This is a genomic window from Streptomyces sp. NPDC028368, assembly GCF_055565615.1.
The window spans coordinates 41,857-67,599 of record NZ_JBVHTY010000027.1 but is presented as its reverse complement, the minus strand read 5'-3'; the positions used below and the strand labels follow the sequence as shown (position 1 = coordinate 67,599).

Below are 25,743 nucleotides of genomic sequence, written 5' to 3'. Positions count from 1 at the left end.
CACTTGCTAGGCAAACCCGCACCACCATCAACCTCCCGCATGAATTCCGGAGGAACGACGCACGATCCTACGGATCGTAAAGACGCAACCCCCTCCGGGGGTTAAAACAATTCCTCCGGAATTGTTTTATGAATTCCTCCGGAATTCATGCGGGAGGTTGATGGTGGTGCGGGTTTGCCTAGCAAGTGGCTGGCCTATGTGGTGCCTGGTTCAAACGATCTGGCTATGAGGGGAGGTGGGGGTGTGTCTGTTTCTGACGGTGACTGGGGGGAAAGGTGACGGCTAGCCAGGCCCTGATGCCCCATCACCAAACCTACAGCACACTGTTCACGGTGGGCTTGCACGCCAGAGCCTACCAGGATCCACCTTTTCGGGTCCACTCCTTTCAACCTGCTGCATCACTCCGTGATGCAGGGGTAGAGTTTGTGAAACCAAGGCACCACCCCCCCAGGGGCAGCAGGCCCCGGGAATTCCTCATAAGGAAGGGGCACACAATGCCGGTCGAGAAGTTCACTGCACGCGAAGTTATCCGCCGATCCGTGCAGAATGAAGCTACCGGCATGGGGCGGGATCAGGTAGCAGAACAGACGGAAATCGGCCGCGGCTGGGAACGTCAGGTCGGGCGCGTTATCGATGAACCTGGACGTCTGGTCAGCCTCCGCCGCGCCGAGTGGAAGCACACCGAATGGCGGTGCATCGGCTACATCATGGCCGAGGAGCGTATGGAGACCTACGCCCCGCAGGCCGATCCCACAGTGGCCCGGTGGGAGCGTGAACGCCTCCAGCGGATCGCCTCACAGGAGGCCGCCACTGCCCCACCGGCCGGGGGCGCGGACGTTCGCCGGTACCGGGTGGTGGCGCAGCGCGTGGATGACGCGCACCCCAGGTGCGCCACGCTGACGAACTTCACCTATGCCCCGTCGGTCGAGGCGGCGGTGGCCGCGGTGCGGCGGGAGAACGAGCGGCCGGGCGATCTGTACGGCGTGCGTGGTCTGTACCGCGTCGTGCAGGTGGTGGAAGAGGATGCGGTGACCGGTGGTGCGGGGCCCGATCTGACGGAGGCCCGGCTGGAGGCGTTCGTGCGGGAGACGGTGCTGCCGCGCACGCACCCGAACACGATGGAGCGTCGCCGGGTGTTGGAGGTGCTGGGTGAGGCCGGCGGTCTGTGCACCGCGGGCACGGTGGAGATGTCCACCGGGGACCTGATCACCTGTACGCGGGAGGCCGGCCACTATGACCCGGCTGTGCTGCCGTCGTCGGGGCCGGAGGGTGAGCCGGCTGGCTGGCACCAGGTCAACGGGTCGGTCTGGAAAGACTCTTCGTCTTCCAGCACCCCGCACGGGGCCGTCATGACCACGGGTGGGGAGGCCGGACGGTGATCTGGAGCAGTCAGGACGTCGCCCGGGACGCGGTGCGGCGGCAAAGCGCGGGGATGTCCGCGGTACGGGTGGCCGAGGCAGTTGCCCAAGCGGCGGTGCGGGAGCGGGAGACGGCCGAAGAGTTGCGGTCTTCGGGGCCGGTGGAGCGCGGCCTGCTCACGTCGGATCCGGAGGAACTCGCCGCGGTGTGGGCGGCGCGGCATGCGGAGTGGCGGCGGGTGCAGGCGCTGATGGCGGCGTCGGGTTGGGCGGTGTACGAGCCGGAGCGGGACAGTGCCGGGTCGGCGTGGGCGGCGGAGCGAGCGGTCCGGCGGGAGCAGGCGATTGCTGGGCACGCCGCGCGTCTGAAGCGATGCCGTGAGGCGGCGGATGAGGTGCGGGGCGAGGTGTGGGTGGCCGCGGGGGCGGGCCGGCTGCTGCGGCAGGCCGCGGCCCATGCGGGGCTGTCTCCGCAGGAGGTGCTCGCGCAGCTGGCGGGCCGAGTGGTGGTCGGTGCGGACGGGGCGGTGTCCGTCGAGCTGTTTATGCCATCGCGCTGACTTTCCGCCGGAATTGCGGATTCGGTGAATTGCTGGATTGTGGACCTGGAGGGTCAGGAATGGGCAACAAGATGGGTGAGATTCCGCTTTTCCCGCATCAGGTGGAGGCCGTGGATGCGATTATCCGGGGGCTTTCCGGGCCGCTGTACGGGGCGCTGCCTGCCCGGGGCCTGCGTGGGCAGGTGGTGTCGGCGACCGGTTCAGGCAAGACGGTCTCGGCGGCGACGGCGGCGTTGCGGATGGTGCCCCGGGGGCTGGTGGGGGTGTTGGTGCCGACGCTGGATCTGCTGACGCAGACGGTGGAGGCGTGGCGGGCGGTGGGGCACAAGGGTCCTGCGGTGGCGGTGTGTTCGTTGGGGGCGGACCCGCTGCTGGAGGCGTTGGATGTGCGGTGCACGACGAATCCGACGCAGCTGGCGCTGTGGGCCGGGAGCGGGCCGATGCTGGTTTTCGCTACCTATGCGTCGCTGGTGTCGCAGGGCCTGGAGGACGACCAGGACGGCGACGACGAGGGCGCGGCCGACGCGGAGCGTGCGGCGGCGCCGGGGGTGCTGGAGCAGGCGCTACGGGGTTCGTTCGGTCAGCGGATGGGTGCTTTTGACCTGCTGGTGGTTGATGAGGCGCACCGGACAAGTGGGGCGATTGGTAAGGCGTGGGCGGCTGTTCACGATCAGGAGCGGATCCCCGCGGCGCGGCGGCTGTATATGACGGCCACACCGCGACTGTGGGCTCCCGCAGTGGGAGCCGCCGGGGCGTCGGGCGGAGTGGGTGGTGCAAGCGGCTCTGAGGGTGCTTCAGGGGCGTTGGGTGGGCGGTTGGTGGCGTCGATGGATGACGTCGAATTGTATGGGCCCGTGCTGTACGAGCTCGGGCTGATGGAGAGTGTCGAGCGGGGCATCCTGGCCTCGTTCGAGGTGGATGTGCTGGAGATCCGCGACCCCGAGGCCCCGGGCGAGGACGCCGATGCCGAGGAGGTGCGCGGCCGGCGCCTTGCCGCCCTGCAGGCGGCGCTGCTCAAGCACGCGGACAGCACCGGGGCGCGGAACCTGATGACGTTTCACTGGCGCACGATCGAGGCGATGGCGTTCGCGCGGGCGCTGCCGGAGGCGGCCGCTGAGCTGTATGAGACGGATCCGGCGGTGTATCCGAAGCGGGTGGGGGCGGAGTGGCTGTGTGGGGAGCACTCGGCGGCGCACCGGCGGGTGGTGCTGGACCGTTTCGCCGACGGCCTGGACGCCGAAGGATGGGTGACCGACCTGGGCATCCTGGCGTCCTGCCAGGTGCTCGGTGAGGGCGTCGACATCCGCGGCCGGCGGGGTGTTGATGGTGTGGTGTTCGCAGACACTCGTAGTTCGCCGGTGCAGATCGTGCAGATCACCGGCCGCGGCCTGCGCCAGATGCCGGGTGAGGGGAAGGTGGCACGGTTGATCGTGCCGGTGTTCCTCCAGGCCGGGGAGGACCCCGAAGACATGATGGCCTCCGCTTCCTACCGGCCTCTTGTAGCCGTTTTGCAGGGGCTCCGTGCACACGATTCCCGGCTCATTGAGCGCATGGTCCTGCGGACAACCACTTCCCGCGGGAAGGCCACCTCCGTCGTTGCCCTCGACCCCGTGCGCGAGGAGGAGGTTGACGAGCATAAGGAGGACGAGGGGCAGCCGGCCGCCGACGAGGGCGGGGCGGACGGTGAGGCCGGCGAGGAGCAGGAGGAGAGTGCCGAGCGCGCGGCCGCCGGCAGCGCCGGCGGCGAGGGCGGCGACGGCGAGGGCGGCGACGGCGGCGAGGGCGGCGACGGCGAGGGCGGCGACGGCGGCGAGGGCGGCGAGGGCGGCGACGAGGACGGTGACGAGGAGGACGAGGGCAAGGGTGGGGGTGTGCCGTTGCTGCGGTTCTCCCTGCCACGCAACCCCGACGTCATCGCCGCGTTCCTGCGCACCCGGGTGCTGCGGCCGGACTCCGAGGTGTGGCTGTCCGGGCTCAACGCCCTGCGCAAATGGGTGGAAGCCGAAGGCCACGCCCAGGTGCCGATGGACACCGTCGTGCCGATCGGGGCGACCGGAAGCAACGACGACGGCGGGAACGGCGACACGTATGCGCTGGGGGCGTGGGTCAGCGAGCAACGCAGGGTTTTTCGTGCGGGGACGCTGAAGGCGTGGCGGGCGCAGTTGCTGGACGAGCTGGGCATGGTCTGGTCGGTTGTCGACGCCCGCTTCTACAAGAACCTCACCGCCGCCCGGAACTACTTCGCCGTCCACCGCACGCTCGCCGCACCCAAGGACGCGTCCATCGACGGAGTAGCGGTCGGCCAATGGCTGGCGAACCTCCGGAAGACCGGCGGTCTGGGCAAGGACGAGGAGCGCGCGAGGGAGCGGCGGGAGGCGCTGGAGCGCATCGACCCGTACTGGAATCCGCCGTGGCCCTTCGAGTGGCAGCAGCGGCATGCCGCGCTCACCGCGGTCCTGGCCGACAGAGCCACGCTCGCGGAGATCCTGCCCGGCGTCACCATCGCCGGCCAGGACATCGGCACCTGGCTGCACACGCAGCGGCAGGGGTGGGAGCATCTGAGCGACGGGCAGCGCGAGCGCCTGGCCGACCTCGGCGTCGAACCGCTACCCGCCGGTGCGGTCCAGGCTCCGGCGAAGGCCGCGAAGAGTTCGAGCGCCTTCGAGCGGGGCGTCGCGGCTCTGGCCCAGTACAAAGCGCGGGAAGGGCATGTGAAGGTCGCCAGGGGCCACGTAGAGACCGTCGTGGCCGACGACCAGGAACACGCAGTGAAGCTGGGGGTGTTCCTGTCGAACACCAAGAGCAGGCGCAGCAAACTCACCGCAGACAAACTCCAACAACTCGCAGCACTCGGCCTGGAGTGGGCGGCGTAGGCGTTTTGGGGTGGTCACGCGGCCGGCGCTGGAGTGCAGTGCCGGCCGTCTCGCGTACGGGCTGCTGCCGCTTCGTCATCGCGAGAGCATGCCTCGCTGCGCTCAAAGCCTCCATCCGACCTGCCCGCGGCTCGTGACCTGTCCGGCGGTCCGGCCGATCACCGGGCGCTGGCGGCGGCGTTGTGACCCGGCGTGTCCCGGGACCCCAAAAAACACAGCGGGAAGATCATGAGCTTGTGTTCGCCTCCCTGCTGCCCGGAATCCGTGAACTTCGCACCCCACTGGCGACCGGCTACATCTACCTCCTGTCGCTATTTCTCATCGTGGGCGACACGATCCCGACGAAAGCCCAAGCCGATGACGCACTGAAGCCGCTGTACGACATAGCGGGATGGGTAGGGAAGCCCGGGGCCCTCGTGGCCGGCTCCTTTGTCGCATACCTCGTGGGCAGCATGCTGGAGGCGCCCGCCGCAACCGTCAACCGCGGCTTGCACAAACTTGCCTCGCACCAGCCGCAGTGGCTCCGCGACTTCTTGGGTCGGCCAAAAGTTCGAGGGTTCTTAAGAAGACTGGGCTTTCGCGTGTCGAGGCTGACAGAGCTGACTGCACCTTCCACGGAAACGCTCGCGCTCTACGTCTCGGACAGGCTCGACGAGAGTAAAGCAAGCGATTCGGGGGCCCAGGGATTCGCCACCCTGCTCGGGGATCTGCCTCAGCTTCCTACGCGTCTATACGCAGCAAACAAGGATCTATACGGGGACTACGACCGTCTGGCAGCCGAGGCCGATCTGAAGGTGAACGTTGGCATCGCAGCTATCGTCCTGAGCTGCGTGGCAGCCGAAGTTTTGGAGCCGTGGTGGGCTGTACTGTGCGGCCCTATGGCATGGCTCTTCTGCCGCGGCCTTTCCGATGCCCGGCAAGCCAACAGCGTCCTGGTGCAAGCGATCGTCACCGAGGCTGTGAAGTCCCCAAAATTCGAGACGTATGTAAAGGACCGGCTAGCTGCACAAGATGACGCGAACGGGTAACGGTGAGGGCGGAGAACGAACCTCTCAGCCTTGACTTCGGCGCGCAAACGAGCGATCCGGCAACGGGCTTACGGCTGGCGTCGTTGGGCCACGGGTCACGCACGCTCGCTGCGCAGCATCTGCCGCAGCGTCCGCCGTGTTGCAGCGCGATCCGCAGCAGCGCCGGGGATCACCTGCAGGTTCGCTGGCGCAGGCCAGACACATGTGACTGAGTTCTTCAGATGGCCCGTGAGCGGTTGAGTTGGCCCGGCTGAGCGTCGTAGTCGGCCTGTGCGTGTTCAATCGTGGGTAAGTGCGTGTTTCTGATCCATCGCACCAGTTATGCGACATCCCGCGGGTTCGTCCTGGCTTTCATCTCCCGTTGCCGCAGGTCAGCCCGGCAGGCGGGAGCGATGGATCCGCATAGATCATGATGGACCTTCGGGATTCCTGAAGAACCATCATGATCCCTCCATAGACGCACAGGCCGAGGGCGACGGGGTGCCTGGTAAGGCCCCATGCCGAGGAACCGAGGGGCACGGCGAACTCGCGGGATGTTGCACACGCCGTGCGCATGGCCAGGCATCAGGCGAAGCGGACTTCGCGCGAGGCGGCGGAGGCCGTGGCGAACGCGAGCAGCCGGCCGCCCTCCTCGGTGAGCGCGGCGCGGTCCCCGGCACGCAGGGTACCGAAGGGCTCCAGGACGAGGACGGCGGCACCGCGCGTCTGCTCGACGCGCCACACGCCCGCCACGAACCCGTCCACCAGGAACGTCGACCTGATCAGCCCGTTCCGCGTGAAGACGAGCTTGCGCTGCTCCTCGGTGAGGATGCGGGCGCGGTCGGCGTGGGAGAGCAGGATGTTGTCGAACTCCGGCAGGAAGCGCACCGGGGCGGGGGTGTTCGCGTCGGGGCGGGGGGCCTCCGGCAGGTCGAGCAGTTCGCGGCCGTTCTCGTCGCGGAAGACCGCCAGCCGCGGCCGGAGCCGGTTCACCGCGTCGGCGAGCCGGGTCATGCCGGACCAGACCTGGATGTCCTTGACCGTGGCCGGCCCGAAGGCCGCCAGGTAGCGCTCGACCATCAGGTCCGGTGCCGCCAGCCCGGCGACGGGCCGGCCGAGCCACGCCTCGGCGCTGGTGTGCACGGCCTGCCCGCTCTCGCCCCACAGCCCGCGCGGCGGCACCTGCACGAGCGGTACCAGGTTGCGCACGGCGTTGGCGAGGGCGAAGGGGTCCCGGTCCGGCCACCGCTCGGCGAGCAGGGTGCCCAGGCCGCCCAGCGTGAGCGGCTCCCGCTCGACCAGCTCGCGGCCCAGCTCGGCCACCTTCTCGACGTCGAGCCCTTCGAGCTTGCGCCCGAAGGCGCCCTTCAGCCCCTGCCGCAGGGCGCCCTGCAGGACGGGGCGCAGTGCGACGCAGTCGTCCGCCGTGACCAGGTGGATCGTGCCGCGCATCAGACCCACCCGGACCACCTCGCGGTTCCTGACGAGGGAGGCCAGGTCCTCGATGCGGAAGCCGGCGAGCCGCGTCCACAGGCCGATGTAGGGCGGGTTCGGCGCCTGTGCCTGCATGCCCACCAGGTGCGCGACCGCCCGCCCCGCTGGCATCGCGGACCGCTCCAGCAGCAACTGCCGGGCCAGTAGGCTCCGGTTGAGCGCCCGATGGTCCAGCACCTTCACGTCTCCTGTCACCACGACGGGATTCCCTTCCTCGTGTCCACTCACGAAAACACGGTGGCTGCCTCGGACCGCGCCCGGGACGCCACCGCCGTACTGCGATGCCGCTCAGCTCATGCGCACCAGCATCGTGCTGCTGTACGTGCGGTCGAGCAGGGCGGCGCACGCCGCCGGGAGCTGACCGGTGCCGCCCTCGACGACCGTGTGCAGGAACACGTTGCGTCCCTCCCGCAGCCACGGGCCGAACCGCGCGTTCCACTCCTCGATCTGGTCCGGGGTGTGCAGCGTGGCGAAGCCGCGCAGCATCAGGTCCTTGGTGATAGCCGACATCAGCGGCATCCGCGGGCTGCCGTCATCGCCCCCGCCGTGTGCAACATCCCGCGAGTTCGCCGTGCCCCTCGGTTCCTCGGCATGGGGCCTTACCAGGCACCCCGTCGCCCTCGGCCTGTGCGTCTATGGAGGGATCATGATGGTTCTTCAGGAATCCCGAAGGTCCATCATGATCTATGCGGATCCATCGCTCCCGCCTGCCGGGCTGACCTGCGGCAACGGGAGATGAAAGCCAGGACGAACCCGCGGGATGTCGCATAACTGGTGCGATGGATCAGAAACACGCACTTACCCACGATTGAACACGCACAGGCCGACTACGACGCTCAGCCGGGCCAACTCAACCGCTCACGGGCCATCTGAAGAACTCAGTCACAACACACAGCACAGCAGGTAGGGGCCAGCCCAGCCTAGAATCGAACTTGTGAGCGACCCCCCTCGACTGCCTCCCGACCTCCCGAGGCTGCACGCGATCGCGATTCTGTGGAATCAGAAATGTCAAGCTTGAGACGCTTTGCCCTGCCGGACCTCGGCGATCGGCAGGAGTGTCGCGGTGGGCGGCACGTCGAGCTGCCGAGGAATCTGGCCTGACGGTGTCGGAGTGTCTGCGAGCCGGTCGAGGAGGCGGTCCAGTGCGGCCTGCCCGTCATCGACGGCGGCCTCTTCCTCCTCGGTGAGGGGGATGGCCGCGAGCATCCTCTGAAGATTCTCCTTCGCCTCCAGGAGCTGGCCCTTGCTCGATGTCTTCGGCGCATAGAAGTCGCAGCGGGCGCAGGCCATCCGGTGCGGGCACTGCTCGAAGAAGGAGTACGTGCAAAAGCCGTGTCCGAGGTCGTAGTACTGCCAGGGTTCGCCTTGAGCCGCCGCCCCGGTGGTCACCGCGTCACGGTCGACCAGGACCTCAATCGTGCGGACGTTGCGATCGAAGTATCCGGCGTCGCGATAAGCGCTGGTGAGGGTGTTCGCGCTGATCTTCGCGTAGTGCTGGGTGGACGACGGAGATCTGTGGCCCAGCCATGCTTGGAGCTCGAAGAGCGTCATTGGCTCCTTGGCGTTGTAGAGCTGGCTCGCGATGGTCGAGCGGGCGCGATGGCTGGTGATCTTTCCGCGGACGTCGGCGGCGGGAACGCCGGCCTTGCGGCACAGCATCGGGATGATGGTGTTGTTGATGTAGACGCTGGAGACCGCGCGGGCCCGGAAGGAGAACAACGGGGTCACCGTCTCGCCTGTGCGCCGGTCGGTGGTCTTCGGCTGCTCCGGTCGGATGGCCTGCCAGGCGTCGAGTGCGTGGCCGAGGAGGGGGTCGACCGGCTTGGAGAACGCGGTTCCGGTCTTGTGTACGGGCACGTCCAGGAGGCAGACGGCGTCGCGTGCGAGGACCTGCTGCGAGTCGCTGGCGATTGTCGTCCCGTCGTGCTGCCACCGGATACACCCCACCCGCAGCCGGGCGATCTCATCGCTCCTCAGCCCGGAGAACAGCCAGGTCACGGTGACCGCTCGGACCAACTCGACCGGATAGAAGCCGGTTTCGTTCCGGGGTACGTCCTCGGAACTCAGGTTGAGGCCGGCCCAGATGAGCTTCGCCCAGATGTCGTCCGCGATGATGCGGGGGTTGGGCCCGATCATCGCTCTGATGCTGCGAGGTGCGACGAGGGCCGTTTGCGGATCGAACCGCCGGGGCAGCCACTCCCACTCCTGACAGTCACGGAAGAAAGTCCTCAAAGCGCTGATGAGATGGGCTTTCGAGGCGGCAGCCAGGGGCTTCCCGATACGCTCCGTCTGCGTGACGTTCCGCTCGACATAGTCGCCCACGTTCATCCGGTCGACGGCCGCGACCCAGGCAGCGCAGGTCTGCCGGGTCCATTGACCGGGGTCAGCAGCCCCTGGGCTCTCGATGGCGAGCCATCGCCCGGCCTTGAAGAGGGTGGCGCGCCATGTTCGGCGGACCTTGAGCGTGAGGGTGGAGGTCTGGTACCACCGTTCGACCCACCGCCTCCACCCCTCGGGGACTCCGAGAGCGACGATCTGGTTGTTGCCGGGGCCCACCTGCGGCGGATCGCAGTAACCGAGCTGGGCAACGGCCCGTTGCAGCGGGTGCAGTCCCTTCAGGCCCTCCTCGGTGAGGTATGACCCGGCCCGGACACGATCGAAGAGCGCCGTGTCGAGGTCTTCGAGGTGCGGACTGCGGTTGATCAGGAACATCTGACTGGCCACGGCGGGGATGGTCGGGTCATCGCGCCCGCCGTACTTGTAGCCCCAGCCGGCGAGAACGCGGCGAATCCTGTCGATCTCCGCGTCCACTTGGGCTTCCCCGAAGAGGCGGGCCGCCAGCGTGCGCCGGCCGAAGTACCCCAGGCGGTGGAATGCGTCGAAGCCACCAAGGAGGAAGGCGTGCGCGCACAGGAACGGGCGAACCGAGCCTTCGGCCCACGCGGGGACGCTGCGGCGGAAGGCCGCGTGACTGTCGCCGAGCAGGTCCAGCCACTCCTGGGACGTCCAACTCCAGTACGACCGGCCTGTCTCGGCGCATCGCAGCAGCAGCACGGCAACGGCGTCGTGCAACCCTCGGTAGAGGTGATGCTGGGTGCCGGGCGCGATGCTGAAACTGGAGCTGACCGTATCCAACGGCGCCAGTAGCCGCTCGATGGTTTTCCACTGCGGCGCTCGATGGTCGTAGCCGCGGCGGCGTCGCAGGTTGCGCAGCCCCAGCTCATAGATCGCTCGCTGTTCGGAGGCCAGCACGAGAGGCAGCCGGTCGTACTGTTGGCCGGCGATCGGCGAGCTCCAGCGACCGTGATCGCCGTCCGCGTCGCTGGCGACAAGTACAGGGTCACCCATGGACAGCTCCGTCCGTCGTCGGCATCCGCTCGCCGGTGAGCGTTTGAATGCGCCAGGCGTGGATGTGCTGCATGCCCCGGCCGAGCTTGTCCGCGAGGTCACGGCCGGAGAGGTGGATGTACTGGAGTGTGGAATCGGTGTGACGGTGGCCGGCGAAGGTGGCAATCGCATGCACCTCCCAGCCCATCCGCGCCAGATCCGTCAGGCAGAGATGTCGGGTCGTGTGCGTGGAGAACCGCTCGACTTCGGCCTCCAGCGCGATGCGGCGGACGACCTTTGACCACGTCCACAGGCTCAGCGGCTGAGCGTGGTTGCGGCGGGACTCCGAAAGGAACAATGGTCCGCGGGCCCGGCTGATCGTCGCCCGGTGGATGAGGTAGCTGGACAACAGCACGCCAGTCGGTGCGGAGTATGGGACCACCCGCTCCAGCCGGTTCTTGGTCGTCTCCGCCCGCACCCGTACCGTCCGGTGAGCCGGGTCGATGTCGTCCGTCCTAAGCGAGCACAACTCCTCCCGCCGAAGCGCAGCGTCGTAGGCCAACGCCAGCATCACGCGGTTGCGGACCGGCTCGCGTCGAGCGACGTCCAGGACGCTGAGCCACTGGTCATCGCTCGGAATCCACGGCAGCTTCGTCAGGCGAGGAACCAATCCCTGCTGTAGACCGCCGCCCCGGCGCCGGCCAGGGACGTAGCGTCCACGTCCGACCGGATTGGACTGGCGCACCCCCTCTTCCACAAGGAAGTCGTAGAAGAGACGGACCGGCACCAGACGCTGCTGGATCGTCGCATTCGCCAGCCCGGACCCTGAGTCGAGTGAGATGACGTTCGCCCCTCGGTGGTGCGGTCGTGCGGAAAGTTCCCGCACATACACGGCCACGTGGGAACGTTTCGCGGCCACCGGGTCAATCTGCTCCCGTTCGCAGAGCAGGAGGTACTCCGCCAGCCCCCGCGCATATGCGTCGATCGTCCGGGGCGCCCGTCCGAGGTCGCTCCAGACCTGGAGCCAACTCGCTGCGTGATCATGACGGGCCAACACCGGCCACTTCCGCCCGATACTTGTGCTCTCCAAGGCGCCTCCCCGGTCCGTGGCTGCTCGGAAGACATGATCGCCCGAGTTGATTCCACGTAACTTCTACGTATCTTCAGCTGGAGCTGGAGCACGTGCGCCGGCGGATAGCCGAGGTGGAGCAGTGGGAAGCCACCCGCCGGGCGTCTGCGCGGCCGGCGGCGCCGCCGGAGCGGACGCTGCAGATGGCCGTCGGGCCGGGTCCGCAGCCGGTCGCCATGGCGTGTGGTGCCTCGGGCACGTTCCACCTCCCGCCACGCGACGAGCGCGGATCCGGCCCACAGAACACACGCCAGATACGGGCAGGGTCAACGATGCGGCGCCTCGCAGGCTGGGCCGCACCAGAAGCTGACGCAGTCCCGCTGGACCACGCACCGCGCCACGCGGTCCAAACGAAGAGAAAAGGGGCCTCTTCCTCCTCCTGAGGAAGAGGTGTCAGCAGCGGGGACCGCATACCCATACGACCTGACCTGCACGGATGCACCTGGGTTCCAAAACGACCTGGTACGCACGGTGGTACCCACGGTGGAACGTACGGCGGAACGCACCGTGGTACCCACGGTGGTACCTACGGTGGTACCGGCCCAGGCCTGCTCCGAGCGGCCCCGGCCATTCCGGCGCCCGGCCAGAAGCCACAGCTACAGGCAGCAGCCGAGACCGTCCCCTCCAACTGCGCAGCCACGGCTCGCCCCGGCGCCGCCGATCGCCTACCGCAGGGCCGCACCGGGAAATGGCAGCGCCGGGCCACACGTGACAGGGACGTGGTGCTGCGCCAGCGCCTGATGACACTGAGCCTGAGGGCCGCTCGGCCCGGTTGTGGCCGGTCCCGTTGGCGGCCGCACCGGCAGCCGGAGAAGCCATCGACCGCGCTCCAGAAGGCACCCGCACGCAGATACCCCTGCTCGGGGTGCGGATACCCCACTGGTTACCCCGCGGGATACCCCAATTGACCTGCGCCTTTCCCTCTTTGGGGCAAGCAGTTTGGTAAGGGGCGCTGAGCAGAGTTCACGGCAGTCGATCCGAAAGGAGCCTGCCGTGGACGCCCTACAGCCGACGCTGGTCACACGTCTGAACACCGAATGGAAGTGGCTGTGCGCCGACCGCGGCAGCTCAGACCGCGTGCGTTCTTGGATGCTCAGCGCCGGGGTGCTGGACACCGACCAGGCCCCCGACGACCTAGGGGAGCTGTGCACTCTTCTGCGGAAGCGCGCTAAGCGTGACGGGACGGAATTCAGCGACGCCTGGATGGGGGTCCTGCTGCGCCGGGTGAGTGCCGGCGACGGGCGGGACGCAGAACTGGCCGCCCGCATGCTGGTCCAGGCGATGCTCCCGCTTGCCTGCCGCATGCTTCGCGGCTGCGTGCGCAGCGGCGAGAGCAGCGAGGACGTGGCGCAGGTGGTGATCGCCTCCCTGTGGGAGGCGGTGCGCACCTACCCGATTGCGCGGCGGCCCCGGAGGGTCGCGACGGGTCTGCGCATGGAGTTGTGGCACCGCGTTTCGCGTGAGCTCAAGCGGGAGCTGGCGCCTTCTGAGCCCCTGGATGAGACGTGGGCGGCGGCGCTTCCGGGTGGTGTCGAGCCTGCGGACGCTGTCGAGCCGGTGCTGCTGGCGCGAGCCGCCGAGGAGGCCAGCCTTCAGGCAGCAGCGAGTGCGGTGGAGGAGTTGGAGGGGGCTCGCGGCGAGATGGTGGCGCTCCTGGTGTGGGCGCTGGAGTGCGAGGTGCTCACGACAGAGGCGGCGTCGGGGATCTGCGATCGCTACCGCGAGGACGCGCCGCAGGATGACGAGGCGGCGTCGGCGTGGGGGGTGAGCCCAGTGGCGCTGCGTCGGCGGCGGAGCCGTGCGGTGGCGCGGCTTCGGCAGGCGGTGCCGCAGTGGGTCGAGGCGGCCTGAAGGCCGTCAGAAGTTTTCCGGGTGCTGTGTCACATCAGGGCCGATCCCGCTCCCTTCTCTGTGTGTGCGGGGGGATTCCGCGCACCGACACAGCGGAGGGAGCCGTCGTGAACGAGGGGCTGGGACATGAGGGAGAAGCGATGGAGCTGAAGGCGGAGGAGTTGCGGTTGGTGGCGATTCGGCGCCGGGCGACGCAGCTGGCGGTCGCGTTGGTGACGGAGCCGTTCTCGGCCGACACCCACGCGCAGTTGCAGTCGTACGTGGAGCGGGACGCCAATGAAGCGCAGGTGCTCGTGCGGGAGGTGCTGGCGCTTCCGCCGGCGCGGCTGCGCGAGCGGATCGCCGAGCTGACTCGGTCCAAGACCGTGCAGGGCGAGGTGACGGCGTGAAGGCGACGTTCGGCCCTGCGGGCTACGGCAAGAGCCAGGCCCTGAAGACGGCAATCAAGGACCAGGCGGCGGCTGCTCGCCGCGACGGTCGGCGCATCTGGGTCCTGGACCCGACGCGTACCTGGGGGCATCTGCTGGGGAAGGGGCCGCGGTCATGAAGTGGCGCCGTAAGGAAGAGCAGACCACGCCGCCGGTGGAGGAGTCCGCCCAGCCGGACACCGGGTGGGCCACCACGTCGACGGGTGCCATGGCGAACTGGACGGCCGTGGTGCGCTGGAGCGCCTGGGGCCTGCTGCTGACGGGGCCGCTGCTCGGCGGATTGGCGCTGGCCTCCACCGCCCAACCCGTGGCCGTACCCACGCGGGCGGAGGCGCCGCGGGCGCAGCCGGCGTCGTCGGATGCGGTGGCGCCGGCAGGCTTTGCCGAGGTGTACGTCGCCGCCTACGTGAAGGCCGGCGACAGTGACGCGGACACGGAGGAGCTCACGGCCTTCTACCCGGCGGCCCGTTCGATGTCGTGGACGACCGAGGGCGGGGCGGAGCGTGCTGAGTCGGCGTCGGCCGTCCACGTGCGGCAGATCTCGGCCGGCTACTGGTCGGTGACCGTGGCCGCGCGGATCACCGGCTCGTCGAAGGTCTCCGACAGCGGCCGCGTCCGGTACTTCCAGGTCCCCGTCCAAGCCACCGGCGGCCGCGGGGCCTCGGGCTGGACTGCGACGGCGCTGCCCGCCGAGGTCGCGGCCCCGACCGGCTCCAAGGGCGCAGCACCTGAGCTGTCGTACGGCGCAGCGCACGCGCCACTGAAATCCGATCCGGCGGTGCAAACGGTCCAGGGCTTCTTGGCGGCGTACCTGACGGGGCGGGGTGAGCTGGACCGCTACCTCTCCCCCGGCACGACGCTGCACGCGGTGCGGCCGGCTCCGTACACGGCGGTGACGCTCACGCAGATCGCCGACCACGGCCAAGGTCCGGCCGAAGGCGCCGAAGCCCAGACGCCGCCCGACGGTGTCCAGCGCCGGCTCCTGGTCGACGTCGAAGGCGAAGGCAAGCACACGAGCAGCCGGCCGATGACGTACGCGATCGAACTGCGCGCCCGGGACGGCCGGTGGGAGGTCGCCTCCCTTGAAGCCGCGCCCGCCCTCGCGACGCCCGGCACGAATCCGAACTCTCAGGAAGGACAGGGCTCATGAACGAGCTCGTTCAGATGGCAGGGGCCATCTCCGATGCCAACAGCCTCGTGAGCCAGCTCAAGAACTTCTTCCTCGTGGGCGTGCTGGGGCTGATGTATGTCGTCTCGATCGCCTTTGTGTGGGGTCAGACCAAGAGCGTGCTGAAGGCTGGGGTTGCGGCTATCGGTGGTGCGGTGGTCCTGGCCGTCGTCGTCAATATGACCGTGCTGCGGGACAAGATCGGCGAGGACATCAAGAACCCCTCCGGCAAGACGAACGCTGCCGCTGCGGTCCGCGTCCTCGACCACATTGACCCGCTGGACGGCGGCAGGCGATGAGCACCGCAACTGCTTCCACGGAGCCGCTGATCGGCCGCTGCTTCACCAAGGCACGTAGGCACACCCTCGTGGTGGGGCACTGGCCCGGCGGCGGCCGTATCTGGGGCGGCCCCTACACGGTCCCGCAGATCATCGTCGCCGCAGCGACCTTCGCAGCGGCCTTCCTCACCCGTGGACTGTGGGCGCACCACGGCCTGGTCGATGTCCTGCCGCTGGTCGGAGTGCCGTACGCCCTGGCGTTGGTCGTGGGGCGGATCCACGTCGATGGCCGCAATCCTCTGTCCGTCGCCGCCAGTGCGCTGGGCCTTGCCGCGAGCGGCGGCTCGGGCCGGATGGACGGCCGTCCCGTGCGCCGGCGCCGAAGTGGCGCGCTGGTGGGCGTCTGCACTCTCACCTGGCAGCCGCCGAACGAACCCGGCTGCGCGGCAGCACCACGGGCGGAGGCCCTCGCCAAGCCGGGACGCCCGGCACCCGCGCCGACCGTCCCGGAGAACAGGCCGGCCGCCGATCGGCCGACGGCCGACGCCCCCGTGGTGCGGGTGGCGTCCGGCGTCGGCGCGCTGCTCGCGGCACGGGCCGCGACGACGAACACGAACGAGCAGGGGCAGTAATGCGCATTCCCGTACGGCACGTCGCCGGAAACGTCATCTGGACCCGCCACGGCACCTGCTGGGCGCTGTGGCGCGTGGACGGCAGCGGACACGCGCAGTCCTCCCGCACCGTCAAGGAACGCCGACTGCGCGCCCTGGAATCTCTGGTCAAGCAGCTGCACGGCGAGGCCATGCTGCTGAGCCTGTGCCCGCAGGTCGACCCGGCCTCCGTGGTGCGCAAGATGACCGACGGCGTGGACCTGGCTTCCTGCGAGCGATACGCGCAGCTGGCGACGCGGGTGTGGGACCAGCTGGAGCACTTGGAGCTGACCAGCCGCGCGGACTGGCTTGCCGTCCCGCTGCCCGCCGGCAACAAGAAGCAGGCGGCCGGCATGGCGATCGATGCGGCCCGCGCGGAGATGGCCCAGCAACTGGGCCTGCTGCCCGCGCCGGTCAGCGCCCGGGAGGAAGTGCGCCGGCTGCGGCAGGCGCAGGACCTCGCGGCGACCTGGCCCTCGACGGTGGCGCTGCGGCCGGCGACCGAGTCCGAGATTCTGTGGATCTACGGGCACAGTGCCCGACGCGGTGTGCTGGAGCCCCTGCTGCCCGACCCGGAGCAGTCCACCGGGCGCGGCCGCGGTGCAGCGGCGCTGGGGCAGGTAGTTCTGGCCGAGGGCGCCCTCCCCTCCGACGACGGCGACGATGCCGACGCGCACCGGGGCCGGTTCAGGCGGCGCTGGCTGCAGGTGAGCACCGAGTGGGGCGAGTCCTACCAAACGGTCCTGGCGCTGTCGGAGATGCCCGAGCGGTTCGTCTTCCCGGGCAGTGAGTACCTCGCGGCCTTGGACGAGTTCGCCTTCCCCGTGGACTGGGCGATGCGCATCAAGGTCACACCCGGCGATGTCGCCGAGGCCAAGGCCCGTCGGCAGGCACGCGAGTTGGCCGGCCAGGCCGGGGAGTACGAGGGCGAGACGGCCGGTGTCCCCTCGCGGGTGCTGGAAGCCGCGGACGGGATGGACGAATACCGCACCGCCATCACCAGCTCGAAAACCGAGGTCGAGGTCCAGGCGATGGGCGCGCTGTGTGTCTGGGGCGCGACCCCGGCCGAGGCCGAGGCCCGCGCAGCCGACCTGCAAACGCACTTCGCCGGCAACGACTACACCTTCACCCGCCCGCTCGGCGAACAGGAAAACCTCTGGTACGGGATGCTTCCGGGCGCCCGCACTCCGAAGGTCATGGCCTCCTACGCGCAGGTGCTCCTCGCGAAAGACTTCGCGATGGCCGGTGCGTTCGCCGGCAGCGCGCTCGGCGATGCCAAGGGCCCGCTGTACGGGCTGCAGCTGGCCGGCGGCGGCACCAGGCCGGTGCTCACCGACTGGTCGCTGGGCCCGCAGAAGTCCGCTTCCGCGTCAGCGGCGTTCATCGGTGAGCTCGGCGGTGGCAAGAGCGTCGCGATGAAGGCCGCCGTCTACGCCATCCTCGCCGCCGGCCACAAGACGGGACAGCCGGGAAGCCGGGGTCGGGCGGTCATCGTTGACCGCACGCCGCAGCAGGAATGGGTCCGCTTCGCCAAGGCGTGCCCTGGCACCACCCGGGTCATCACCATCGACGACCAAGCTCAGGTCTCCCTCGATCCGCTGCGCACCATCCGCGACCGCTCGCAGGCGCAGCGCCGTACGGAGTCGTTCCTGACGCTGCTGCTGGGCATCGGCCCCATGAGCGACCAGGGCATCGCGTTGTCGGAGGCGATCGAGGCAACGCTGGCCGGGCCGGCGCCGTCCATGGCAGCGCTGGTGGGCGAACTGCAGGCGCGCGGCAAGCGCGACGCGACCTCGAACGCGGTTGCACGCAAGCTCACTTCGGTGGCCCGCAAGGACCTGGCCCGCACCATCTTCGACCCGGCCTTGCCAGTGGTGGACACCACGCGCGCCGATTCGATCGTCTTCGCCACCGCCAACCTGGCCCTCCCCAAGGAACACGAGCTGGCAGCCGACCGGCTGCCGACGCTGGAGTTCGAGAAGGTCTTCGGCCGGGCAGCGCTGTATCTCATCGCGGCGCTGTGCCGGGAAGTCTGCTTCGCCAATTCTCATGAGTTCTGCGTGGCGGTATGGGACGAGTGCTGGTGGCTGACCTCCTCCCCGGAAGGCATGGGCCTGCTCCTGGAACTGGTCCGCGACGGCCGCAAGCACAACGCCGGCGTGCTGGCGGGCAGCCACGACGGTGAGGACATCGGCCCGGAGGCATCCGCCACCGGGCAGGTCATCCGCGGTCTCTTCCCCCGCAAGTTCCTGTTCCGGCAGACCGATGTCGCCCTCGCCAAAAGGGGCCTGCAGTTCCTCGACCTCGACCCAGACGATGCGGACCTGGTGGAGCTCGTGACCACCGGGCTGTCCCCCATGGACGTGGCCGATGAGGTCCGGGCGCAGCGTGCGGGTGAGTGCCTGCACCGGGATCTGTACGGGCGCATCGGCGGCATGCAGGTCATCATCCCCGCCGACCCGCAGGCCGCCACCGCGATCCATTCCGACCCGGCGATGTCGGCATGAGGCGGCTGCGCCTGGCCGGGCCGACGGCGAGGTGGCGGGCCGGCTGGACGGTGCTGGTCGTCGCCGTTGCCCTGTGCGGCTCGCTGCTGCTCGCCTCACGCGCCGCCGCTGATCCTGTTCCTCAGCCGTCGCCCGGGGCGCATCCCACCTCCTCTGCCTCGCCGAAGCCGGGAAGGGCTGACGTCCCCAAGAAGACGGAGAAGAAGGAGAAGAAGGAGATTCAGCGACAACAGCAGGAGAAGCTGCTCAAGCTGATGAAGAAGGACGGGATCGGGTCCGGCGACATCCTGGACAACTTCGGAGTGACGGACGCGAACGGGATCCCCGTCAGCGCGTTCACCGTGGCCTCCGACAGCGGCGGTATGACGGACTGGGACCTCAAGGTCGACCAGTGGCTGACGAGTCTGCTGTTCATGTGTATCAAGTGGCTGGTGGCCTTCGCCGCCTGGCTGGTCACCTGGGCCATCAGCTTCAAACTGGCGTCGCTGCTCCTCAAGCCGGTGCTGACCGTTTCGGACTCGCTGTACTCCAGCGTTCTGGTCCAGCTCGGCCTGCCCGGCCTGTTCCTGACGTTCAGCGGTGTTGTCGCCGCGTGGCACTGGTGGTTCGGTGACCGCTCGCGCGGCTGGGGCGAGATCACCGCCTCACTGCTGATCTCCGCGCTGGCCGCCACGGCGCTTGCCTCGCCCCCGCAGATGCTGCTGGGTGAGCGCGAGGGCGCCGTCGGCAAGGCGAAAGCGCTCGGCGTTGCGGTTGCCGCCGTCGTCATGGGTGACGCTGACCCGACCAAGGGTGACGCGGCCCAGTCCGCCCAGGAGAACATCGCCCGGCCGATCAGCGACAAACTCGTCAACGCTTTCGTCGTCCAGCCCGCGATGCTGCTGTCCTACGGCCAGGTCTTCACCGACGACGACAAGAAGAAGCACTGCGCCACCAGCTACATCAAGTCCCGTGCCACCCAGGCGCTGTACGAGAAGCAAGTCGACGAGAAGACGAAGTCTCTGCAGGACGGCCCGAGCGCCGGGGACCTCCTCTACCCGGGCGTCGGCGGCCAGGTCGACCGTCTGGTCCGCGGCAAGGCCATGCAGTGGGCCACCGAGACCTTCGGCACCTCGCCGGACAAGGAATTCGAGAAACGGTGCGTCCACGGTAACGCCGCAGCCCTGAAGAAGGCCTCCGGCGACAAACTTGCCGGCGCCGCGTGCATGCTGCTCGGCGCACTGCTGGTGTGCCTCCTGGTCATCGCGATCGCCGCCAGCTACCTGATCACCCAGGCCTGGCTGGCCGCCGAGGCCGCCATCGCGCGCTGCGCCCTCATCGCCGGCACGCTGCCCGGACCCGGCCGCGCCTGGCTGTGGTCACGCGCCACGGCCGTCGCCCGCGGCCTGGCGCTGCTCGTCCTGATCGTGGTGGGCCTCGGTGCGTTCATCGTGGTCATCACCTCCGTCCTGGGGGCCTCACCCAAGGCCATTCCCGGCGGCATCGTCGCTCGCTTCGTCGTCCTCGACCTGCTGTGCCTCGCCGCTCTCGTCTTCCGCAAACGACTGATGGGCGCCTCGCGCCAGGCGGCCGCCCGCGTCAAGGGCCGCCTCGGTGCTTCCAGGTTCGGCGGCGCCGCCTCCCCCTCCGACCTCGGCAGCTCGAAGGGCGGCCGACGGCTCGGCACGCTCGGCAAGGTCGGCGGCGCTGCACTGATGCTCGGCATGATGGCCGCCACCGGCGGCACCGCCGCAGCGGTCGGCGGCGGCCTGGGCCGGGCCGGCAGTGCCCGCACGCTGACCGGGCTGGCACGGGGCGCCAGCCGTCTCGCCCGCGGCGCGGAGCGCACCGTGCGCGCCACAGGACGTACCGGAGTGCGCATGGGCCGCGTCGGACTGCGCTCTACGGTGGGACTGCCGGTCTACGGACCGCGCGCCATGCGCCACACGGCAGCCGCGGCACAGTCCGTACCCGGCCAGGTCACCACCGCCGCAACCCAGCTACGCGAGCGCCTGGAGACAACCCGCAACGCCCTCGAGCCTCAGGTACGCGACTTCGCAGACGAGTACTGGCGCGGCATCGGAGGCCGCTGGGTCAGCAACCGTATCCGGACCCGCCGGGGGCAGCCGCCCATCCCGCCCCGCCCCTCAAGCCGGCCTGTGCGGCGCCCGCCCGCCCCGCAGCAACGCCGCAGCCCCGGACGGCCCGTCACACCGTCGCCCGCAGCCGCACCACGGCGCAGCCGCCGGGCACAGATGGTCGTGCCCCGACCGATCACCCCGCCGGCCTCCGGCCAGCAGGCACGCCTACAGCAGCGGCTGCACCGCATCCGCAGCCGCGCCGCCCGGCCCGGGAGCGGCTCGTGAAAGGCAAGCACCTCGCCGCCATAGCGGGTATCGGCATGCTCCCGCTCGCGCTGGTGGGGGTCCTGGTGCTGTTCATCGCGGCCGCGGCCGCCGACCAGGACGCCGAGCAGGGCGACGCAGTAGTCCCGGCATCGGCACCAGGCGGCCAGGACGCCGACATCCCGCCCAAGACGCTGACGCTCTACCAGCAGGCCGCGCCCACCTGCCCCGGACTGGACTGGTCGGTACTCGCCGCCATCGGCAAGATCGAGACCGACCACGGACGTCACCCCACCATGCGCAGCTCGGCCGGAGCGGTCGGTCCAATGCAGTTCCTGCCGTCGACCTTCAAGGGGTACGCATATCCAGTACCACCGGGTGGCGCCACGCCGCCCAGCCCGTGGGACCCGGCGGACGCGGTGTATGCCGCGGCGCGGATGCTGTGCGCCAACGGCGCCAAATCCGGCACCAGCGACGGCCTGTACAAGGCGATCTACTCCTACAACCACGCCGACTGGTACGTGAAAAAGGTCTTGGCTCAAGCCAAGGAATACGCCGGCGCGGCTCCGGCCGGCCCGGATGAAAACATCGGGATGTCCTCCAGCCCGATCGTGCAGAGTGCGATGACCCAGCTCGGCGTCCCCTACGTCTGGGGCGGCGGCACCATCAACGGGAAATCCGGCGGAGGCTTCGACTGCAGCGGCCTGACGTCGTACGCGGTCTACCAAGGCACCGGCCACAAGGTCGCCTTGCCGCGGACTTCACAGGAACAGCGCCACGTCGGGACGTCCGTCCCGCGCGACGAGATGCAGCCCGGCGACCTCATCGTCTTCAACAAGCACAACTGGGGACACGTCGGGATCTACGCCGGCGGAAACCGCATGATCGACGCACCCAGACCCGGAAAATCAGTCGAAGTCATCAGCCTGGCCGGGTACTGGGAGCAGTACGCCTGGGACATTCGACGCGTCGGATAGAGGTTCGTAGGTTTTCATCAGAGATGCCGTTGTCTCAGCGTTTTGTCGCTGGGACGCCACATCTCGGAAACGTCGCGGGGCAAGCGCCTGCCCTGTCGAAGTGAAGCTGTCGGATTCTCACTTGTTCTCGTTCGTGGTGGCGGATTCTCATTGCGTCGTGTCCTGAGCGACGACGTTTGCTTCGTTCGTGGGGTTTGCACTCATACCCCCTCCGCGCTTTATGACCACGCCCATGAGGTCGGTAGACCAGAGCTGGTACGCGTGGCAGCAGTACGCCGAACTAAGATCACTTACTCATCTGCAAGGGGGGAAGTATGCGCAAGATCATCAATGGGACGGCTCTGGTCCTGACTGCGGCTCTACTGACCGGTTGCGGCAGCGGCGACGGCCCGCCGACGGCCGACAAGCCTGCGAACGCGAGCGTGAAGCCGAAGCCGGACAGCGGGAGCGGGAGCGGTGAGGTCAAGCACGAGGTCACCCTCGAAGTTCTTGGCCACGGCACATCGCAGGTGTACTACAACCTCAACACCAACAAGTTCGAGAAGGTGAAGCTTCCCTGGAAGAAGACCTCGACCGTCACCTTGACGACGGACGCTGAGAAGAGGATCGGCACAACGGTCTCCGTCGTCCCCGGCTCCGTGTACAACGCCGATGGCACACTGCGCGCGGCGGCCTGCGTCATCACAGTCGACGGGAAGAAGGTCGCGGACAACAAGGGTGGCAAGTCCGACAAGATGTGCAAGTACGACCTGAAGTGAGGATTCGCGCTACGCGGATGCCCCAAGCGACGGCACAGCGAACGCGAATTCCGTGAAGTCCATGTCGTTTGGGAACACCATGGGCCAGCGTTCTCAGACGACATGGCACCCCAGCGAGTCAGCAGCCCACTGGCTGCCAGATGAACTTCGACAGGACAGCGTCACCAAAGGTCGATATTGCCCAGCTGACGGGGTTCCCGTGCACAGGGTCTTCACCGCCCCGTGAGTGCCCGGCGAAGACCGCCGGGCACTCTCCGCCGTTGTGGGAACCGGCTGTCCGGTCAGGGGCGGTCGGCATGCAGGGCGGTCTGGACAGCGGAGGGGCCGCGGAAGTCGGCGGGCAGGGCGTCCATGATGAGTTCGTCGACGGGTTGGCCGAGCCAGTAGCCGGAATGCCGCAGTCGCCCGGCCGGTCGGAAGCCAGCCTTCTCGTATGCGGCGATGCCGGCCTGGTTGGGTTCGAGGACCTTCAGCCAGATCATGCGCAGGGCGCCGAGGTGGAAACCCCAGTCGAGGGTGAGGAGGGCCGCCTCGGCCGCGTACCCCTTCCCGCGGGCCTCGGGGGCGAGGACCATGACGAATTCGGCGGTGCGGACGAACTGGTTGACGGTCAGGATGGTCATCCCGACCGGCGTCCTGTCCTCGAGTCGTACGACCTCGAACTAGGGGTAGTTGTAGTTGCCGCGCTGGCCTGTCCACCCGGCTTCGCGGACTTCCCAGGACTGGGGGAACTGGTTGCCGTAGCCGAGGATGGTGCCGGGGTCGTTCTCCCACGTGTGGTACTTGGCGAGCATCTCGTGGCGGGGCTGGCCCAGGGCGAGGCGGTCACCGGACAGGAGGATGTGCGGACTGGTCATGCGGATTTCCCTTCCGTGCCCTGCCGGTTGGCGGGGCCGGGGCCGTCTGGCATGTAGGCCGGGGTGCACAGGCTGACGTCGGCCGGCTCCTCGCCGGTTGTCCTGTCCGGATATCCGGCGACGCAGCATCGACACAGCGGGCGCCGCCGGGCCGGAGCGGTCTTGCTTTCTCCTGGGTTCACCAGCGAGTGGCCTGATCAGTCCCGGTCTTCCTGCAACTTCAGCATCTCGAAGAAGCCTCCGGCCTGGTCGATCAGCTCCTCGTATGTGCCCATCTCGGAGATGCGGCCCTGGTCAAGAACGATGATGCGGTCGGCGAGGCGGGTGTTGGCCAGACGGTGGGTGATGAACACGGTGGCCCGCCCCGCGGCGAGCGCCCTGAGTCGCATGTAAACCCGGTGCTCGGCACGGGCGTCGAGCGCGGCGGTCGGCTCGTCCATCACCAGCACGGGGGAGTCGCGATGGAAGGCGCGGGCGACCGCAATGCGCTGCCACTGCCCCCCGGACAGGTCGTGGCCTCCCCACCAGGAGCGGGCCAGCGAGGTGTCGAGCCCGTGAGGCAGCGCGGCAATGACACTGTCGGCGCCAGCCGCCTCGGCGGCAGCGTGCACGGCCGCGTCGCCTTCGGGCCGGGGCTGGCCGAGGGTGATGTTCTCCCGAGCGGCCAGCGGCCAACGGGTGTAGTCCTGCGGGACGAGCGCCACCTTTGACAGCACCCCGGCCGGGTCCGCGTCGGCCAGGTCCACCCCGTCCCACGTCACCGAGCCCGTGGTGGGGAGGAACAGACCGGTCAGCACCCGGGCAAGGGTGCTCTTGCCGGCGCCGTTCTCGCCGACCAGCGCGATCACCTCGCCACGCTTGAGGTCCAGGCTGATGCCGTCCAGCGCGGGGGCGCCGGCGCCTGGGTAGGTGAAGGAGACATTGGCCGCGGTGATGACCTGCGGCCCGTCGGTGGCGACCTGGGCGGCGCCGCGGCGGGCTGTCCACGGCTTGGCCACCGCGAGGAACCGGGCCCAGTCGTCCAGGGACAGCGAGGTCCTGAACAGCCGGGCCCCGGCCCGCACCGCTGTCGCCAGCGCGGCCCCGGAGGCCCGCACCGCCAGGACCGCGGTACCTGCGGCGGCCAGCTCCATTCGGCCGGTCGCCACCAGCAGCACCAGCACGCCCCAGGTCGCGGCGGTGCCCACGGCGGTGAGCGCGTCGCCGATGCCCTGCACCACCAGTGCCTGCCGGGTGGCCTTGAGCTGTTCGGCCTCCAAACGGCTGGAGACGATGCGGTACTGACGGATCAGGAAGCTGGCCATCGTGCCCGCGCGGACCTCATCGGCGGTGTTCCGCTCGGTGGTGTACGAGCGGAAGACATTGCGCAGGCGGGAGTCGGCGAGACCCTGGTGGTGGGCGGCGTGCTCGATCCGGGCCCCGCGCACGGCGCCCCACGCACAGGGAATGACCGAGGAGACAAGCAAGGGCAACATCACCGGATGCAGCACGGTGACGACCGTCGCAGCGGCGGCCATCTGGGCCGCGGCGGACGTGAGGAGCTGGGCATCGCGGAGAAGGTCGCCGGTCTTCTCCGCACCGTCGGAGGCGGCGGCGTGGGCGTCCTCGAAGTTGGGGTCCTCGTACGCGGCGAGCTCGGCGGCGGTGGCAGCGGTGATGACCTCAAGGTCGGCCTCGCGCACCGCCTTCGGCGCGAGCCGGGCGGCGGACGCGCGGGCGGCGGCATCCAGCAGGTAACGACCGGCTGCGGCGATGGCGAGGACCACCACGGCGGTCAGGTTGTCGCGCAGGCCGGCGGCGATGTCGGGGCCGGTGAACAGGGAGGCCAGCACGCGGGTGGTGGCCGCGAGCGCAGTCGCGGTGAGCGCGGCGGCGCCGATCTGGCAGGCGAGCAAGGCCACAACGGCGCGGGGGTCGGTACGCCAGCCGAGCCGGGCGGCCTGGCCGAGGGTGCGGGGCAGACGGCGCGCTATCGCGGTGGTGGACAGGTTGACGCTCGCCTCGAAGTGCCGGTCGGAGGCCAGGCGCATGACCGGCGGCTGGCCCGCAGCGGCGACGGGCAGAGAGGATGTGGAAGAACTCACGCGCCCCATCAAGGAGCTGGGCGAGGCGGTCGGGCAACGGGATTGTTCTGCCGGACCGGCGTTGCCGCTGGTCGACCGGCCTCGCCCGTCAGCCGCACCGTGAGCATTTCATT

20 protein-coding genes and 1 pseudogene are annotated in these 25,743 nt (G+C 69.1%); 14 read left to right on the top strand and 7 right to left on the bottom strand.

The window, feature by feature from the left end; genetic code table 11:
* The first annotated feature begins 494 nt into the window (after positions 1–494).
* The 4 genes from ACZ4S3_RS38385 (at position 495) to ACZ4S3_RS38370 (ending at position 5,819) form a co-directional block, all read left to right on the top strand.
* Positions 495–1,379, top strand: coding sequence for a hypothetical protein (locus ACZ4S3_RS38385; RefSeq protein WP_467943207.1), 885 nt, complete (start codon positions 495–497; stop codon positions 1,377–1,379).
* On the top strand, positions 1,376–1,918 hold the full coding sequence (locus ACZ4S3_RS38380) for a hypothetical protein (protein WP_467943206.1): 543 nt from the start codon (positions 1,376–1,378) through the stop codon (positions 1,916–1,918). The genes ACZ4S3_RS38385 and ACZ4S3_RS38380 overlap by 4 nt, the downstream gene beginning before the upstream one ends.
* A 59-nt stretch (positions 1,919–1,977) precedes the next feature.
* A complete protein-coding gene (locus tag ACZ4S3_RS38375; RefSeq protein ID WP_467943204.1) occupies positions 1,978–4,791 on the top strand; it encodes a helicase associated domain-containing protein in 2,814 nt (937 codons plus the stop codon).
* A 236-nt stretch (positions 4,792–5,027) separates the two neighbouring features.
* The gene (locus ACZ4S3_RS38370) at positions 5,028–5,819 is read left to right on the top strand and encodes a hypothetical protein (protein WP_467943203.1); all 792 of its coding nucleotides are present in this window, start codon (positions 5,028–5,030) and stop codon (positions 5,817–5,819) included.
* Between the two features lie 564 nt (positions 5,820–6,383).
* Here the strand turns inward: ACZ4S3_RS38370 and ACZ4S3_RS38365 are convergent.
* From ACZ4S3_RS38365 to ACZ4S3_RS38350, 4 genes are all read right to left on the bottom strand, one after another.
* The gene (locus tag ACZ4S3_RS38365) at positions 6,384–7,520 is read right to left on the bottom strand and encodes a winged helix DNA-binding domain-containing protein (protein WP_234385968.1); all 1,137 of its coding nucleotides are present in this window, start codon (positions 7,518–7,520) and stop codon (positions 6,384–6,386) included.
* 60 nt (positions 7,521–7,580) lie between these two features.
* Complete coding sequence (locus ACZ4S3_RS38360) at positions 7,581–7,802, bottom strand: hypothetical protein (RefSeq protein ID WP_290356877.1); 222 nt, start codon at positions 7,800–7,802, stop codon at positions 7,581–7,583.
* Positions 7,803–8,300: 498 nt separating this feature from the next.
* A complete protein-coding gene (locus ACZ4S3_RS38355) occupies positions 8,301–10,640 on the bottom strand; it encodes a tyrosine-type recombinase/integrase (RefSeq protein ID WP_467943202.1) in 2,340 nt (779 codons plus the stop codon).
* Positions 10,633–11,538, bottom strand: coding sequence for a tyrosine-type recombinase/integrase (locus ACZ4S3_RS38350; RefSeq protein WP_467943201.1), 906 nt, complete (start codon positions 11,536–11,538; stop codon positions 10,633–10,635). The genes ACZ4S3_RS38355 and ACZ4S3_RS38350 overlap by 8 nt, the downstream gene beginning before the upstream one ends.
* A gap of 1,203 nt (positions 11,539–12,741) precedes the next feature.
* On the opposite strand from ACZ4S3_RS38350, the gene ACZ4S3_RS38345 reads away from it, so the two are divergent.
* From ACZ4S3_RS38345 to ACZ4S3_RS38300, 10 genes are all read left to right on the top strand, one after another.
* The gene (locus tag ACZ4S3_RS38345; RefSeq protein WP_467943199.1) at positions 12,742–13,599 is read left to right on the top strand and encodes an RNA polymerase sigma factor; all 858 of its coding nucleotides are present in this window, start codon (positions 12,742–12,744) and stop codon (positions 13,597–13,599) included.
* Between the two features lie 107 nt (positions 13,600–13,706).
* A complete protein-coding gene (locus ACZ4S3_RS38340; protein ID WP_467943197.1) occupies positions 13,707–13,988 on the top strand; it encodes a hypothetical protein in 282 nt (93 codons plus the stop codon).
* A complete protein-coding gene (locus ACZ4S3_RS38335) occupies positions 13,985–14,146 on the top strand; it encodes a hypothetical protein (protein WP_467943196.1) in 162 nt (53 codons plus the stop codon). Before ACZ4S3_RS38340 ends, ACZ4S3_RS38335 begins: the two co-directional genes overlap by 4 nt.
* Positions 14,143–15,177 carry a conjugal transfer protein gene (locus ACZ4S3_RS38330; protein WP_467943195.1) on the top strand — a complete coding sequence of 345 codons (1,035 nt, stop codon included), beginning with the start codon at positions 14,143–14,145 and terminating at the stop codon, positions 15,175–15,177. The genes ACZ4S3_RS38335 and ACZ4S3_RS38330 overlap by 4 nt, the downstream gene beginning before the upstream one ends.
* The gene (locus ACZ4S3_RS38325) at positions 15,174–15,494 is read left to right on the top strand and encodes a hypothetical protein (protein WP_467943193.1); all 321 of its coding nucleotides are present in this window, start codon (positions 15,174–15,176) and stop codon (positions 15,492–15,494) included. Before ACZ4S3_RS38330 ends, ACZ4S3_RS38325 begins: the two co-directional genes overlap by 4 nt.
* Entirely contained in the window at positions 15,491–16,105 is a 615-nt protein-coding gene (locus ACZ4S3_RS38320) for a hypothetical protein (protein WP_467943191.1), read from the top strand. The genes ACZ4S3_RS38325 and ACZ4S3_RS38320 overlap by 4 nt, the downstream gene beginning before the upstream one ends.
* The gene (locus tag ACZ4S3_RS38315; RefSeq protein ID WP_467943190.1) at positions 16,105–18,630 is read left to right on the top strand and encodes an ATP-binding protein; all 2,526 of its coding nucleotides are present in this window, start codon (positions 16,105–16,107) and stop codon (positions 18,628–18,630) included. The genes ACZ4S3_RS38320 and ACZ4S3_RS38315 overlap by 1 nt, the downstream gene beginning before the upstream one ends.
* Positions 18,627–20,975: a hypothetical protein gene (locus ACZ4S3_RS38310; protein ID WP_467943189.1), complete on the top strand. Its 2,349-nt coding sequence runs from the start codon at positions 18,627–18,629 to the stop codon at positions 20,973–20,975. The genes ACZ4S3_RS38315 and ACZ4S3_RS38310 overlap by 4 nt, the downstream gene beginning before the upstream one ends.
* The gene (locus tag ACZ4S3_RS38305; RefSeq protein WP_467943187.1) at positions 20,972–21,931 is read left to right on the top strand and encodes a C40 family peptidase; all 960 of its coding nucleotides are present in this window, start codon (positions 20,972–20,974) and stop codon (positions 21,929–21,931) included. The genes ACZ4S3_RS38310 and ACZ4S3_RS38305 overlap by 4 nt, the downstream gene beginning before the upstream one ends.
* A gap of 314 nt (positions 21,932–22,245) precedes the next feature.
* A complete protein-coding gene (locus tag ACZ4S3_RS38300; RefSeq protein ID WP_467943185.1) occupies positions 22,246–22,689 on the top strand; it encodes an LptM family lipoprotein in 444 nt (147 codons plus the stop codon).
* A gap of 281 nt (positions 22,690–22,970) precedes the next feature.
* Here the strand turns inward: ACZ4S3_RS38300 and ACZ4S3_RS38295 are convergent.
* From ACZ4S3_RS38295 to ACZ4S3_RS38285, 3 genes and pseudogenes are all read right to left on the bottom strand, one after another.
* Positions 22,971–23,330, bottom strand: a pseudogene (locus ACZ4S3_RS38295) (GNAT family N-acetyltransferase); the annotation flags it as partial.
* A gap of 21 nt (positions 23,331–23,351) precedes the next feature.
* Complete coding sequence (locus tag ACZ4S3_RS38290; RefSeq protein ID WP_467943184.1) at positions 23,352–23,546, bottom strand: hypothetical protein; 195 nt, start codon at positions 23,544–23,546, stop codon at positions 23,352–23,354.
* 197 nt (positions 23,547–23,743) lie between these two features.
* Entirely contained in the window at positions 23,744–25,630 is a 1,887-nt protein-coding gene (locus ACZ4S3_RS38285) for an ATP-binding cassette domain-containing protein (protein WP_467943182.1), read from the bottom strand.
* Between the last annotated feature and the right edge of the window lie 113 nt (positions 25,631–25,743).